Source organism: Shimazuella sp. NTD247 (assembly GCF_059510415.1).
Map to the genome: position 1 here is coordinate 354,772 of NZ_JCAJZU010000002.1, position 14,489 is coordinate 369,260.

Sequence of the window (14,489 nt, forward strand, 5' to 3'; positions counted from 1 at the left end):
CAACAGCAATGAATATAGCAAAAAATAGTTGCTCTAAGCGTTCCCTTTCTAAGGGATACCGAGCAACGCTGTCTTTCCTCCCACGATTGAAACCGTGGGAGGAAAGACAGCAGAATTCTGTAATGTTCGAAAGACGGGCACAGACATCATATTTAAGGAGTAGACCAACCAGCTCTAGGTAATAAATAAGATTAATTTAGCTCATTCAGTAAATACAAAAATGACTTGAGCAGTCGCAAACTCAAGTCATTTACATCATTTATTTCATTAGCTTATGCATCGTTGTGAGAAGTTCATCGATAACTTCTTGATCGCCTTCTTGAAAACGTTCAATCACACAACTTTTCAAATGGTGTTCCAAAAGCAATTTTCCTACACTATTTAGGGAAGATTGTATGGAAGAAATTTGATTTAATACATCATCACAATACGTATCCCTTTCAATCATTCCCTTCACACCTCGTACTTGTCCTTCAATTCGATTTAATCGATTCATTAAATTTTTCTTGATAGTATCAGAGTGATGGCTCTTACGTTCAGTGGAGAGATGACAGGATTCGTTTGAGAGTTCTTCTGTTTGTTCATTCATCCAGATTCACTCCTTTATTTCTTAGTTTAACATAGTCCCCTACCCTATAAAAAGTGTTTCTCTATTCCACTTCCTCTCGCAATTTATCTATCCCTATACGTTTGATAAACTTCGAGTACTTCTCTTTTTTCTTTCCATTTGTTTGAAAGTATTTGATTAATATTGTAATGATCGGAATTAGCTGATTCTCTTTTAATTCAGACAAAAACTTGTAACCGAGTGATGCTTTTAATACTTTTGGTTCTCTCCCTATATAGATATCAAATGTATCTCTCATCTTAATGACAGCAATATCTTTCAACATAGGTTCACTGATCCCAAGGGTACATCCTGCATAACCGATCTTTAATGGACTCGGTGTTGCATGCCCAGCAATGGCATTATCTATTTTTTTGGCTATTTCTAAACCAGCTTCTTCTTTTCCTCTACAAAAGTTACAAGCGATCAAGTTTTTGGTATAAAAACCGCTAGGTTGTATTATCAGTCCTATTTTTTGTAATTGCTCCTGCACTTCTTCTAAGCGTTTCTCCTCCATTGATACATATAATTGTCCGAAATTGGTCATTTCGATCTTAGCATCTTCACCGACATGGGTACCCAAGACGGCAAGTTGGTTAAGTTTAAATAAAAGCTCCCAATCTCAAACCCAGGACGGGAAGCAGGACCTTCTATATGTGTGATTTCTCCTTGTTTTATGTAAAAGTCAAGCTTAATGAACTTTAAACGATAATATTCAAAAATAATATACTCCCTTTCCTATTGACAATCTCCAAATTACAATATTTCTTTCGAATCCAAAGATTCTATATCGTCACTATCCCTACTGTGCTCAGTTACTCAAATCGAAAGAGAGGAAGAAGACGCCATTTGAGTAAATAAAAACAGGCAAGTTATTCGCGAACTTTAACAAATGAGCTACAATTGGAACTTTTCAAATTATAATTATTTCCTTGTCTGTCATTCTCTTAGCATTTTAAAATTAAGAATTGAAAAAGTCTGTTCGCGAACATTCATGTCAGTGTTTGGAAAGTACCACTGTAAGGAGAAGATTGTAATAATTAGTTGTATTGTTGATTAAACTTGCCGTTTGGTCTTTACATATAGAAAAATGTTCTACTTTCAAATTGCTAACTAGCAGGTACCTAAGTCTGAACAGAGCATAAATTAATAACTAAAATATTCCTAAATGTACTCTTTACGTTTTTTGAATTCTATAGCTGCAAGTGTCTTAACTGATATATCGTTTTATTTTTCTTTACACTGATTTAATAAAGGGACAAATTCTTTGTTATTAAAGACCTTTTTGGAATATTTTTTTCCTGTTCAATTTTTTCGATTTTGTTTATTGGTTACTATTTTTTTGGGTGTGTTTTTCCCAGTCCTATTTTTTTGATTACATTTTTTCGATTTTGTCTTTTTTGATCTATTTTTTTGAGGATCTGTTTTTTGGGTTTTGTTTTTCTAGAATCTGTTTTTTTCAATTCTTTTTTCTCGGGCTCTTTTTTCTTCGAATTTGTTTTTTTCGATTCTTTTTTCTCAAGCTCTTTTTTCTTCGAATTTGTTTTTTTCGATTCTTTTTTCTCAAGCTCTTTTTTCTTCGAATTTGTTTTTTTCGATTCTTTTTTCTCAGGTTCTTTTTTCTTCGAATTTGTTTTTTTCGATTCTTTTTTCTCAGGTTCTTTTTTCTTCGAATTTGTTTTTTTCGATTCTCTATCAAACTCGGTTTCTTCCGATTCCATTTTTTTCGATTCTTTGTCAAATTCCGCCTCTTCAGATTCCGTATTTTCCTGTTTTGTTTTTTTCGGTTCGAATTTTTTACTAATCATTTGCATTGCGGAATTAATCAATTGTTCGACAGGGATCTTTTCAATAAGAGAACTGAAAGTCGTATCAGTCGATGAGGTCTTTTCTGTGTCTTCTTTTTCTTCATTCTTATCCTGATTTTCTAGATTATTTAACTCTTTTTGGATAAACTGTTTCCACTCTGAATCGCTCTCCTGATTTAAGTCTGTCGAAAGTGTTTTATCATCTTCCGTTGGATTAGAATCAATTTTGTTCTGAAAATCATCCATTGATCAGAAACCTCCTTTTATATGCTTAATAACTCTTTATATTTTTATGTAAGTTAGTGATTTCTAGATTGGACTGAAGTGGAATTCATTCAATGATAGTTCAGTACCTATATGATCTAAAAGATTTGTTCATATACTAAACTATTATCAAAAGGAGTGAAAGTAGATTGAAAACACAGAACATGGATATGGAAGATAAAATATTATTTATTTTAGGCATGACTTTATGCGGAGTGATTTTATTCGTTCTAGCGGCAGGCGTTATCGTTGCATTAGTTACATCAAAGGGAAGCATAAAACAAACAGAAGCGATTGATTCCGCTTCGCTGCAAAATGGCGAAGACTGCAACCTTGTTGAAAGTCGAATCCAACAAGTGGCAGATGAAGCGATTCCGTTTCTTGAGAATGTGGCAATTAAAAATCATGAACTTCATTAATAGAGCAAATCGCGATTTCAACTACGCATAAATTATTCTTACTGATCATTTAACGAAAAAATAATTCATAACAAAAATGACTTGTGGAGAGTTCATACTAGACAACAAAATTGACACTTTCAATGAAGTTTTCACTTCTCCACAATAGATACTTATCTATATGGCTTTAAAATTCCACCACTTCCCTCTTACCTTGTTCATTCCTGAATTCTTGGAAACAATCATTTCAGTCTATATCCATTTTATGAAATAAAAAATCATCGATCAGCTTTTTTGAAAAATACAAGGAAGTAATCAATAAAGCTATCGTTATTTGAAAGGAAACAAAAATGGCTGAATGCAATATCATAAGGAGGTGAAGCAGTTGTCTAATGAAAATGAAAATCAAGGATTTTCACAAATCTTCCGCAAAATCAATGAGGAATTTAGATTCTTTACAGCAAACTATACGACGGCGGTCAAAAGCGGAGCTGATATAGCCAAGCAAGAAATCATTAAAATACTGGAAGATCGAAATCAACCAGTCGAGATCGTTGCTCGAAAATTATTTGAAGCATTAAAAGTAGGCGTGCATCATGCTGGAGAACAAATGCTCAACTCCGGGGTCAAAATAATCGAAAAAATGAAAGAAAAATGGAGAAAAAAATAAGAAAGCCTCCCAGCATTCATTCACTGTTGAGGCCTGCATCTTCAAAAGCAGTGGCTAGTTCTAAGGAATGCTCTCCATATGAGTAGGAGTTAGAACAGCTGCTTTCCCTTCCGAACCTTATTCCCCTTTGTTCAATTGCTCACTCATCATCCCTTGCTGCAAACGGTGTCCGATGATGCTAGGGTGGAAATATTCTAGCATCTGTATCCCTGGTTTATCTCCGAAATAAATGAAGTATTTTTTGTAAGGCACCTTATTTTGCAGGTTAGCAAATTGGATTTTGATAGGTCGTTGAAAAAGATCCACCGTTTCCTCATTGTCCATAAATCCGAAATCGGTCACTTTTCGGAATGTACGCATTCCAAGCGAACTGATAGCTTTCCCTATTCCCTCTTGTCGATGTGCGATTTTCTCGAACAAAGCCGAAGGTACATGCTTAGAATATACAAGCGCAATATTGTGTGATACGATGAATCGACTATTCTCAGAGATCAGAACAGATTCTCGAATATAGTATGGACCTCCCGAGGATTCACCCACCAGATCTGCATCCTCTTCACCAATTTGTTCTTGCTGTATCACATATGCAAATATTTTCTCATTCACCAGCTTTTCTAACAAATCCGTTGTCCGTCCATCCGTTACTAACAGAAGGTCAAATATCAGTTTGTGTAAAACATCTGACACCTTTCTCTTAGACGGGGAGTCTACCATACTCTCACCTCCATAAAACAATTGCATGCGTTCTTTTCGGGAGTTATTGAAAATAATTAGTGGTACAAACCGGAATCACAAAGGCCATTCCAGAATGTATGAAACTCTTCAATGTTGAGTTGTTGTTTCGAATCGGACAGAGCAGACTGGGGATTGGAATGCACCTCAACCATAATTCCGTCTGCACCAGCTGCTAATGCTGCCTTTGCACATGGCAGCAAAATGTCCTTGCGTCCAGTAGAATGCGTGACATCCACTAACACGGGAAGGTGAGTCTCCTGCTTTAAGATTGGTACAGCGGAAATATCAAGTGTATTGCGAGTCATTTCCTCAAAAGTACGTATACCGCGTTCGATTAACATAACTTGATCATTTCCTTGATACAAAATATATTCTGCTGCAAGCATAAATTCTTTCAAAGTAGCGGAAAGGCCGCGTTTCAAGAGTATGGGCTTCCTCGTTTGACCAACGGCTTTCAACAAATCAAAGTTCTGCATGTTGCGTGCACCTATTTGAAAGATGTCAATATATTGAGCAGCTATGTCGATTTGCGTAGGACTCATTATTTCGCTGTTTGTTACCAACCCGATTTCATCTGCAACATCTTTCATAATTTTTAATCCCTCTTCACCAAGCCCTTGAAAATCGTAAGGAGAAGTCCTCGGTTTAAACGCCCCGCCTCTTAAAATTGTTATGCCGGCTTTCTTTAAAGCCGAAGCAACTTCAACGAGCTGATCTCTCGATTCAACAGAGCAGGGACCGGCGATCAGCGTATGCGAAGAACCACCGATCACCTCTTGTTTAATATTTATAATTGTATCCTCATTTTTGTGGCGGCGGCTTACAAGAAGTTGTGATTTCTCTGGTTGCAAGCGATCATTCATGATGAACCATCCTTTCCTTTCATCTAATATGAGAATATTCCTATCAAATTTTCGTTATATTATCGAATTCAATGGATCTATTTTACTTCGCTTCTTGATATAGACAGGTTTTGTCGATGGAATGTTACTCATAAGATCAACACGATTAACCAACGTAGTAAATTCAACAGTGACTGGTACTTGAAGTTGAGCTGATAATCGAGTACGGATATTTTCCTCTAACCATCTCCCGGAATCATGGGAATCTAGTAAAAAATGCAATCCTTCTTCTCCTTCTAGCACTTCCCATGCATCCGGAGCAGGAGATAATGAATACACAGCTTCCTGTATATCAAATGCGTCTAATACAATGTTTCCAAAATATATTCGATCCTTGCTTCTGCCGTAATGAACCAGCTTTGCTCCGGATCGACCGCAATTGCATCCATATGGCTCTACCGAGATAATATCTTCATTAAAATATCGCAGCAGAGGAGAACCCTCATGAGAAAGCGTCGTGATCGTCGCAAATCCTCTTTCCCCGCAAGCAACACGATTTGAACCATCTTCATTAAGTACTTCTATGAAAAAATCTAGCTCTACGATATGCATTGTTCCATGTTCGCACATGGTAGCGATATTAGCAGTTTCTGTAGAACCATACATATTAAATACTGGCACGTTCCACAGCTCTTCTATATGTTTCTTTCGCTTATCACTCATTAATTCTCCAGCAACACATATGGCGCGCAGAGCTGGAAAATCCTTGCTCAGGTCAAAACCGCTGAGACGAGCCGCTTCGGCCAGCAGCTCCATTTCACGTGGAAGTCCAGCCAACACCGTGACAGAGAGGCACTTCATCAGGCTTAACACTCTAGGATAGGGGGTAACAATTGTACGTCCACTTGCTGGAACGACCCCAGCCCCTGTCTGCCAAGCTGCATGCTGCATTAAGAATGCAGGCAGTGACATTGCATAAGGAAAGCGGATCAGCACAAAATCTTCCGGCACCAACTGCACACCGCATTCTTGCAATTGCCGTCCACCAATCATTAAATCGTTTTGCGTAAACCAAGAAGATGAGGGTTCCCCAGTCGTCCCGGTCGATTCATGGTATTGAGCGATTTCCTTCTTATCGACGGCAAGATGACCAAAAATACCTGCTCTCCGCAGATCTTCCTTTGTCGTTAACGGAAGTTTTTGGATGTGACTTAATTCAATATTATTTAAAACTTTGCCTGACAGTTTCGTTTTGTAAAGTGAAGAGTTTTGAATACGTACATACATCTCCTCAAACTTTCGCGCCCTCTCTCTATCAATGTCACGCATTCATGCACCTCCTGTCTTGTTAAATAGCTAATTAAATACTCTGGTTGCCTTACCATACGTACGGGGGATATCATCCCTGATTACAACTTCGCAGTGTATCCCAATCCGATCCGCCATGTGCTTTTGAATTTTCGAAGCCAACTGCTCGTCACTTAGGTTCGTACGATACTTCTCGGCTTCGATGATGAGTAATCCTTGATCCAGCCTAAAGTGATACCATAAACCTACTTCAGGAATCTCCATAAGAAAATGCTCGATCATGAATGGTGAATAGTCTACATTTCCCAAACGCAGCATATGCTCCATTCGCCCTCTCAACTGTAAAACGTCCATAGTTATTCCGCAATCGCATTTGGATTTTTGCAAAGCACCAAGATCTCCGGTTCGATAGCGAATCATTGGCATTCCTTCACGAAGCAGCGTTGTCACAACTATTTCCCCTGTTCGACCATATGGAAGCACTTCCCCCGAAAGCGGATCAACGATTTCAACTTTCACATGCCCTTCCATGATGTGGTACCCTCTATGCTTACTGCATTCTACACCGACAACTCCGCACTCGGTGGAACCATAGAAGAACGAAACTTCGCAGCCCCAACCCTTTTCCAATCGTTCTCGAAAAGTTGATGAGCATCCTTCGCCAGTAAGCCAAATTTTCTTCAGACGGATATCTTCACCAATTTTTATACCAAACTTCTCACTTTCTTCCGCTAAAAGTGCTGCATAAGACGGAGTTGTGGTAAGGATTGTGGCTTGATATTCCTTCATTAACTCCAATGATTTATCAACAGGTGCCATGTATCCACCTTTACCAAGCGATAGAACCGCTGTACCAAACGCAAATTGAAATAACCGCTGAAATCCAAGTCCAGGCAGTGCAAATTCATAAGGCAGTGCAATTGCAGCGATATCGTCATCTGACTCTTTAAACAACTCCAAATACTTCGGCAACAGATCGTACACATATTGATCAGCTAATGTATAGGAAGTATATATTGGCTTGCCTGATGTGCCACTAGTCAAGTGAACTTGACCTATTTCTTTCGGGTCGACGCATAATATTTTTTGTTTGTCACCTCTAATGACATCTTTCTTCAGCATCGGTATATTAGTTAATTGATCTAAACTATGGATTTTAGGTTCTGTGAAACCTGCATCTTCTAACACAGATCGATAGTATTCATTTCGGCTCCACACGTGAGCAAGAGTGGCGTTCACAGCTTTTAACTGATAATCTTCTATATTTTGATGTGGAAGTTTTTCAATGGTTTTTCCTTCGGAAAATAATTGTTTATAAAATTCCTTGAATTGTTCTAGATGGGATGAATGATTGTCAATGGAAACTGTCATCTTATGCGTTTGAAAATTCATCTAAATCCTCCATTCCATATGTTCTTTTTACACGTAGAATCTATCCTGCTAAACTGTATTTACCAATGATCTTGAGCAGGACAATCATCAACAAATCACCTGAAACCTATGGATGACTACTGTTGCATCCTTGAAAAACATAGTTATTGAAATGGAAAAAAATTCTGCTGATTGACTGCTGTCGTTTTTATAACATTCTTTCTTTTGTGGAGAAATGATAATTTACTAAAAGTTCCGAAAATAGACTTTCATTTGTATCTTTCACATTCGTGACGTGAATTACATAAATTTTTATAAAATTACTGGAGATAGCAAAACGAGCGAGGGCATGATTTAGCGAAAAGTCATAACCATTCCCTCATGTATAAACCAATTTGCCACTTCTGTTATCCAGCAAATTGTATCTTTGAACAGTTTGGCGCATCTATATTAATGTTTTTTTTCCACTTTTCCTGTTTTCTTTTCTAGTTTTCGTTTCTCTTTCACTTGCTTCTTTTCTAATTTTTTTGCCAGTTTCTCTTCTCTTTTTTTGGCTTTTTCTGCTTTTTTCTCTTCTTTCTTCAGTTTTCTATCACTCATGTCCTGCCCTCCTCTCATTTACTCACTATGAAATGCAAGGATAGTCAGACTTGATTCAGACAAATACACATATTATGAAAAAAGAGTATTCTATCCAAACCGTTCATAGAAACCATACATATCGTAAATAGAATAAATGGGGTTAATTTTGAAGAAGAGGTTAATTGTGTTGCTGTTTGAATTGGATTGGTCAATTTATCCTATTTCCACACACCTCCTGATAAACTGTCCAGCCAATGGTTCCAATCAGGATGAACTTTTTTGCTTGAATTTATTAATATTTGAAGAAGATTAGCATCGGTAATTGTCAGAATGACATCGAGAGGGGGAAATGAAAATGGAGAAAAACAATGATCGTATAATACAACATGAAAAAGGAAAAAGCTTGCTTGCGAAAGGTCTGGATGGAGATAAAAATGCAGTGAAAACCGCCTGTGAGATTTTCTTAAAACTTCGGGAAATGGAGCCAAACAATGCTCTTATTGAAGCTTATTATGGAACTACTGTTACGCTGTTAGGACGAGATGCTGTAGATCCTCTGGAAAAAGCGGAGAAAGCACAAGAAGGACTAGACTCATTGAATCAAGCAGTTTCCATGGATCCAAATCAAAAGGAAATACGATTGCTGCGCGCGAATGTATGTCTGCGTTTACCAGAGTCCTTTTTCTATTGCTCACAGACGGCGATCGAAGATTTCTCTTTTCTGCTGGAACGTTATAAAGAAGATCCCAATTTCCTTACTGATAAGCAAGTTAGAAGAATTATGGAAGATTTACGTACTGCTTACCAAAATGCCGGAAAATCGAGTCAAGCAAATGAAGTATTGCAGCAATTACCCCAGTTGAATAGACAATTGGAAAATCTAAGTGAAAAGAAATTCGACATTTTACTTGGGCAGCTTATTCCACTGCACAAGGACGCTGTGGAAGGCAATAAAAAGGCTGTTCAGGAAATGTATCAGTTGTTGGAACAAGTGCGACCCGACTATCCAAACGATCCACTTGCAGATGCATATTATGGCATCACCAAGTTATTGATGGCTCGGGATTCGAAATCAGTATTAAATAAATTGAGGTGGTCAAAAGCAGGATTAAAGCTTCTTGATGGAGCTGTAAAGGCAGCTCCTCAGGATAGCAGGATTCGACTGCTACGCGGCAGGACCGCATATAGGTTGCCTAAAAAACATTTCCACATGGCCGAAACAATAATAGAAGATTACACTTTTCTCATTAATCGGGAATTGCTTCAAGGAGGTTTCCTTGAGACCGAAAATTACTTACAGCTTATCTATGAACTGGGCGAAGCATATTGCCGGATCGGTCGAAATCAGAATGCGATTCTATGTTGGAAAAGGCTGGAACACGAAACGAAAGATCCTGATTTCCTTTATCTTCTCAAGCTGAAGCTGAAGTCTTTGGAAGGGAAACCAGCTGTTGAGCATAAACCAAACACGGAGAGTTTCAAATCAGTTTTGATGAAAAGAGCCGTTCGTGCTGCTGGGAACGAGCTAATAAACTTGGCAAAACAGCAAAAGAAAGAAAAATAAAAGCAATATATAACCGAAAGACAAAAAAATCAAAAACAACAATAGACTTTTGATTATATATTGCTTCATTTTGTTTTCATATCCTTGACTAGTCTCTATAAAGAATTGACACATACTCATACTGTTTATTTCGTCCAACATTATTTTTTGTATCGCAAATATCGTATCGGAAATGTAAGAAAGGACTTTATTTGAGTTACTTGGGTTGAAGAAATACTGAGTTTCTCAATATTGGAGGTCGATAGAATTGGCGGATCAAAGCGTTCATAGGAAGCAATTCGAAGAAGCCAAAATACTCCATAATAACGGAGTAAATGGAGACAAAAAAGCAGTGATAAAAGCAAACGAGATGCTCTTAAAGCTCTATGAAATCGATCCTGAAAATGCGCTAATTACAGCTTATTACGGCAGTACGCTCGTTCTATTAGGCCGGGATGCTACTAAAATTATGGAAAAAGCAGATAAAGCGCAGGAAGGATTAGACGTATTGAATCGGGCTGTCTCATTAGACCCAATTCATAAAGAAATTCGGTTGTTGCGTGGGAACATCTGTCTAAGGCTGCCAGAATCCTTTTTCCATTGTTCGGAAACAGCAGTCGAGGACTTCACCTTCTTGCTAGACCAGTATAAAGTGAACTCCAATTACCTTACTTCTATGCAGTTGCAAAAAATAGTGCGAAACCTAAGTGAAGCTTACCAAAATGCCGGAAAACCTGACAATGCAACTTCAGTTTTGCAATACCTTGATCAATTGAAAATAAAAGAAAAATCATAGAAATGAACAGGGAGGACATTATTACTTTTAATCCGTGACTCAAGAAAGGAAAAAGACAATTTGAGACTCTCCACGACTAAAGTCATGGGATTCTTAGGTGGTTCTGCTACGTCCGTCTTTTTCTGTTTTGTGCAACTCCTAAATTCAAGGCTGTTCCATCGGTTATAAGCGGAACACCTGTTACCAGTGTTCTAGTTCTTTTATGACTCTAATGTTTTACACGATAGGAGACGTATTCAGTTAGTATCGAAACCCAATACCATCACATATTCAAAGAACAAATCTACCACCTATAGGAAATTCACCGATCATATGTTCTGATATGCAAAATGTTTGTTGCTCTGGCAACTCCTTTCATCTCGCGATTTAAACCGTGGACTTTCAGCCAATAAATATCTGTAATCGTCGTTCAGGCTCTTGAAGCAACTTCGATTTTCCGGACAACCTTTATACAAAAGTTTACCGTACCAAAGAATCATCCCCTTTACCTGCCGCAAGTTCAGAAAGGAGGTGAGACACTTGTCAGAAACAATAAAAGAAGTTTTGAGGGGAGTAAAGAAAGAGATCATTAATTTCTCTTTTGCTGCATTGCAAAGCGGCGCTGCCAATGTCGGTAAGCAACTTGTGAATGTGACGACTGATCAACAGCAACCGGCCAGTGTACAATTCGGGACATTCATCAATGCATTGAAAACTGGAATCATAGGAACCGGTGAAGAATTAATGGAAAAAGGACTAGAACGCATAAAGGCAAATACCCCACAGACACAGAATTCAGGAGCATCCGAATAATCCACTTTGACGAAACAATAGAATAAAGAAAAGAAATAAAATGTCACACGGAAAGGCTCAAGCGGTCAATTGGCTGAATGCCTTTCCTTTTCATTCTCACTCAAATAACTTTTAGAGAATATATTGATCATGGATATTGTTCATTCATGGCAGAGATTTTAATAACAGGAGAGTGGGGATTTTTGAAAAAAGCATTCGTCAATGGCATCACCATTTGTTATGAATCGATCGGGGAAGGTTTTCCGTTGATCGGACTTACAGGGAAAGACAGCAATATGGACTGGTGGAACCCGGAAATCAAGGATACTTTAAGCGAAAGAAACAACTTTATCATCCTCGATCATCGTGGTACAGGTCGGAGCGACGCTCCAGCAGAAACGTATGGTATCTCAGATATGGCTAAGGATGTCATTGGGCTGATGAATACATTAGATATCGAAAAGGCACACATTTTTGGGCAATCCATGGGAGGAATGATTGCGCAGGAGCTTGCAATCAATAACCCTAGCCGTGTGTCGAAATTAATCTTATGTTCCACAACCTGTGGAGTAAAACGGGTGACACCTTCTTTTCGGATGATGAAATGGCTTTTATTTAAAAAGGGTTCATCTTACCCACAAGACATGCTAAATATGCTTTACTCCAAAGCCTATATTCGGCAAAATCCAGATTTGATTGCTTCGTTTTTGAAACGAATGCAGACATTTCCTTCTAACCCTAGAAGTATGGAGATCCATCATGAGGCAAGCAAAAATTTTGATTCCTATCATCGACTTGGGAGAATTTCAGCACCAACACTTATTATTCATGGAGTGGATGATTGGGTGTTCAGTCCAAAACATGCTAGGATTCTGAACCGTCGTATTCCAGACTCCAAACTAATTCTAATCCCCCATGCCGGTCATGGTGTCTTTTCACAGGAGTATCACAAAGTGTTGGAAGAAATCAATCGTTTCCTAGATTGATCAGCATTTACGGTAACAAAAAACAACTCTTATTCATTTAAATGAATAAGAGTCTTTTCATTCAATCCAGCATTGCAGCAGATCACTTAAGGTATTAAAACATATCTCTTCCCTCTTAGGCTATCGTCGTTTCAATATACCACCTGTCACCAACATTGCTCACCAATCGCAACATCCGCAGTCCAACATAATTCGACTTTTTTTAATCTACACCTTTCAAAACGATATCCAATACTTCCTCAATAGAGTGTATAGAGCGGTTCCGTTTAATCAACGACACGCCGATTTCCAGAGCGATCCGCTGTGCTCGTTCCCGAACAACCTCATTTTGGATGTGGGCGATGTCAGGGACGTGAATAAGTCCATAGACACGACACAACACTATTACACCGGCAAATCCAATTGTGTCTTGCAGCAGTCTTTCCATATAAAAATCCCGATATTCACGTGTCTTCGCCATACGGTCAGCGGCATGACTGTTCCAAAGTTCACAGAACTGAAGCTCGAATTGTGTCCATAAGTCGTGTATGGTATCAAGCAGGTAAACTCGGTAAGCGGAGCGCTCCATCTCATCCTCACTCCAGCACTCTTGTCCTGAATAATTCAGCAGCAAATTGGCGATAACGGTCCCGACATCAAAGCCCATCGGACCGTAAAAAGCAAATTCAGGATCAATGATCTTTGTAGAATCCGGCTTGATAAAGATATTATCGGTATGAAAATCACCATGCAACAACGCCTGCGCTTGTGTCAAAAATTTCTCCCTCAGCAGCATGACCTCCAGATGCAACTCTTTATCCGACCAAATGCGTTCCACGGCATCCCGAAGATAAGGCTCGAAGATATTCATCCGTGATTTCATATAAGGAGCGTTTAAAATGAGTTCTTCGGTAATACTGCATAGCTCTGGATTGATGAACGATTTCAATCGCAGTTTCTTCTCTTGCTGATCCATAGCCAGATCCGAAGTAAAAAACAGCATCCGTGCCAAGTATGAACCAATATGTTTGGCGAACAACGGATAACGCTCCCGCTTCATTAGTTCGCGGCGCATGACGGTGTGATCGCACAAATCCTCCATGACCATCAACGCCAAATCCGGATCATATGTGTATACTCTTGGTGTCAAATCAGGACAGATCTCTCCTTGAATGCGCAATGCTTCGCATTCAATGCGTACTCTATCCAGCGTCAAGGGTACTGATTCGCCAATCATCTTGTAGTATGGCAGGGCTTGTTTTAGAATTAAGGATCGTCCTAATTCCTGTTCCGATATTTGATACACAAGGTTAAGATTACCATCACCGATCTCCCGTAGATTCAGCTGCGCAATATCCGAAAATACATTTTCGATACCTTGTACATACTCGACCGCTTCTGCCTGAGTTAAAGTGTGATATTTTGTCATTTCCGCATCCTCCGAATAACATCTAATTAACATAGCACTTATATCGAGCAAAAAAGTAATGAGGCACTACACTGCTAACAGTTGACAGCCTGCTAAAAACACAACGTAAACTCGTTAATATACTAATATGCTGAAAATAAATACATAATGATTCTCAATTTCCTAAACTTTAGCTTAAAAGACACTTCGAGGTTGGATGCTTACTTAACAAGTGTCATCGGTCTGCGAAACCTTATTTAATCAAATAGATAAATTTATCATATAATATCTGATTAATTTCATATATCTAAAATCAAGATTAGGTTTAGATATTCACAAAATTGTATGGCGGCTGCATCTTAAGTAGACAAAATGAGGATTAAATTTAAAGTTGCTTTCTCCAATTATGTTGAGTAGAATA

The 14,489-nt window shown here is 38.4% G+C and carries 14 protein-coding genes and 1 pseudogene; 6 read left to right on the plus strand and 9 right to left on the minus strand.

Translation table 11 applies throughout. The annotated features are described in order from the left end of the window. Positions 1–259 precede the first annotated feature (259 nt). The 3 genes from AC5WOC_RS06220 to AC5WOC_RS06230 form a co-directional block, all read right to left on the minus strand. A complete protein-coding gene (locus tag AC5WOC_RS06220) occupies positions 260–589 on the minus strand; it encodes a metal-sensitive transcriptional regulator (protein ID WP_496054535.1) in 330 nt (109 codons plus the stop codon). Positions 590–650: 61 nt separating this feature from the next. Further along, entirely contained in the window at positions 651–1,154 is a 504-nt protein-coding gene (locus AC5WOC_RS06225) for a nitrite reductase (RefSeq protein ID WP_496054536.1), read from the minus strand. Positions 1,155–1,941: 787 nt separating this feature from the next. Continuing rightward, on the minus strand, positions 1,942–2,661 hold the full coding sequence (locus AC5WOC_RS06230) for a hypothetical protein (RefSeq protein ID WP_496054537.1): 720 nt from the start codon (positions 2,659–2,661) through the stop codon (positions 1,942–1,944). Positions 2,662–2,828: 167 nt separating this feature from the next. Here AC5WOC_RS06230 and AC5WOC_RS06235 point away from each other — a divergent pair, with 167 nt between their 5' ends. Both AC5WOC_RS06235 and AC5WOC_RS06240 read left to right on the plus strand, forming a co-directional pair. After that, on the plus strand, positions 2,829–3,098 hold the full coding sequence (locus AC5WOC_RS06235; RefSeq protein WP_496054538.1) for a hypothetical protein: 270 nt from the start codon (positions 2,829–2,831) through the stop codon (positions 3,096–3,098). Positions 3,099–3,462: 364 nt separating this feature from the next. Next, the gene (locus tag AC5WOC_RS06240; RefSeq protein WP_496054539.1) at positions 3,463–3,747 is read left to right on the plus strand and encodes a hypothetical protein; all 285 of its coding nucleotides are present in this window, start codon (positions 3,463–3,465) and stop codon (positions 3,745–3,747) included. A gap of 117 nt (positions 3,748–3,864) precedes the next feature. Here AC5WOC_RS06240 and AC5WOC_RS06245 read toward each other — a convergent pair whose 3' ends face one another. The 5 genes and pseudogenes from AC5WOC_RS06245 to AC5WOC_RS06265 form a co-directional block, all read right to left on the minus strand. Then, the gene (locus tag AC5WOC_RS06245) at positions 3,865–4,461 is read right to left on the minus strand and encodes a 4-hydroxybenzoate synthetase (protein ID WP_496054540.1); all 597 of its coding nucleotides are present in this window, start codon (positions 4,459–4,461) and stop codon (positions 3,865–3,867) included. Between the two features lie 56 nt (positions 4,462–4,517). After that, a pseudogene (locus AC5WOC_RS06250) lies at positions 4,518–5,321 on the minus strand (bifunctional 3-deoxy-7-phosphoheptulonate synthase/chorismate mutase); the annotation flags it as partial. A gap of 78 nt (positions 5,322–5,399) precedes the next feature. Continuing rightward, positions 5,400–6,653 carry a phenylacetate--CoA ligase family protein gene (locus AC5WOC_RS06255; RefSeq protein WP_496054541.1) on the minus strand — a complete coding sequence of 418 codons (1,254 nt, stop codon included), beginning with the start codon at positions 6,651–6,653 and terminating at the stop codon, positions 5,400–5,402. Positions 6,654–6,680: 27 nt separating this feature from the next. Continuing rightward, positions 6,681–8,024, minus strand: a complete 1,344-nt coding sequence (locus tag AC5WOC_RS06260) for a phenylacetate--CoA ligase family protein (RefSeq protein ID WP_496054542.1) — start codon at positions 8,022–8,024, stop codon at positions 6,681–6,683. A 429-nt stretch (positions 8,025–8,453) separates the two neighbouring features. Then, complete coding sequence (locus AC5WOC_RS06265; RefSeq protein ID WP_496054543.1) at positions 8,454–8,603, minus strand: hypothetical protein; 150 nt, start codon at positions 8,601–8,603, stop codon at positions 8,454–8,456. A gap of 337 nt (positions 8,604–8,940) precedes the next feature. On the opposite strand from AC5WOC_RS06265, the gene AC5WOC_RS06270 reads away from it, so the two are divergent. From AC5WOC_RS06270 to AC5WOC_RS06285, 4 genes are all read left to right on the plus strand, one after another. Then, positions 8,941–10,149, plus strand: coding sequence for a tetratricopeptide repeat protein (locus AC5WOC_RS06270; protein WP_496054544.1), 1,209 nt, complete (start codon positions 8,941–8,943; stop codon positions 10,147–10,149). Between the two features lie 247 nt (positions 10,150–10,396). Continuing rightward, on the plus strand, positions 10,397–10,924 hold the full coding sequence (locus AC5WOC_RS06275) for a tetratricopeptide repeat protein (protein WP_496054545.1): 528 nt from the start codon (positions 10,397–10,399) through the stop codon (positions 10,922–10,924). A 519-nt stretch (positions 10,925–11,443) separates the two neighbouring features. Further along, entirely contained in the window at positions 11,444–11,716 is a 273-nt protein-coding gene (locus tag AC5WOC_RS06280) for a hypothetical protein (RefSeq protein WP_496054546.1), read from the plus strand. A gap of 146 nt (positions 11,717–11,862) precedes the next feature. Beyond that, complete coding sequence (locus AC5WOC_RS06285; protein WP_496054547.1) at positions 11,863–12,681, plus strand: alpha/beta fold hydrolase; 819 nt, start codon at positions 11,863–11,865, stop codon at positions 12,679–12,681. Positions 12,682–12,883: 202 nt separating this feature from the next. Here AC5WOC_RS06285 and mtnK read toward each other — a convergent pair whose 3' ends face one another. Then, entirely contained in the window at positions 12,884–14,089 is a 1,206-nt protein-coding gene (gene mtnK, locus AC5WOC_RS06290; RefSeq protein ID WP_496054548.1) for an S-methyl-5-thioribose kinase, read from the minus strand. Between the last annotated feature and the right edge of the window lie 400 nt (positions 14,090–14,489).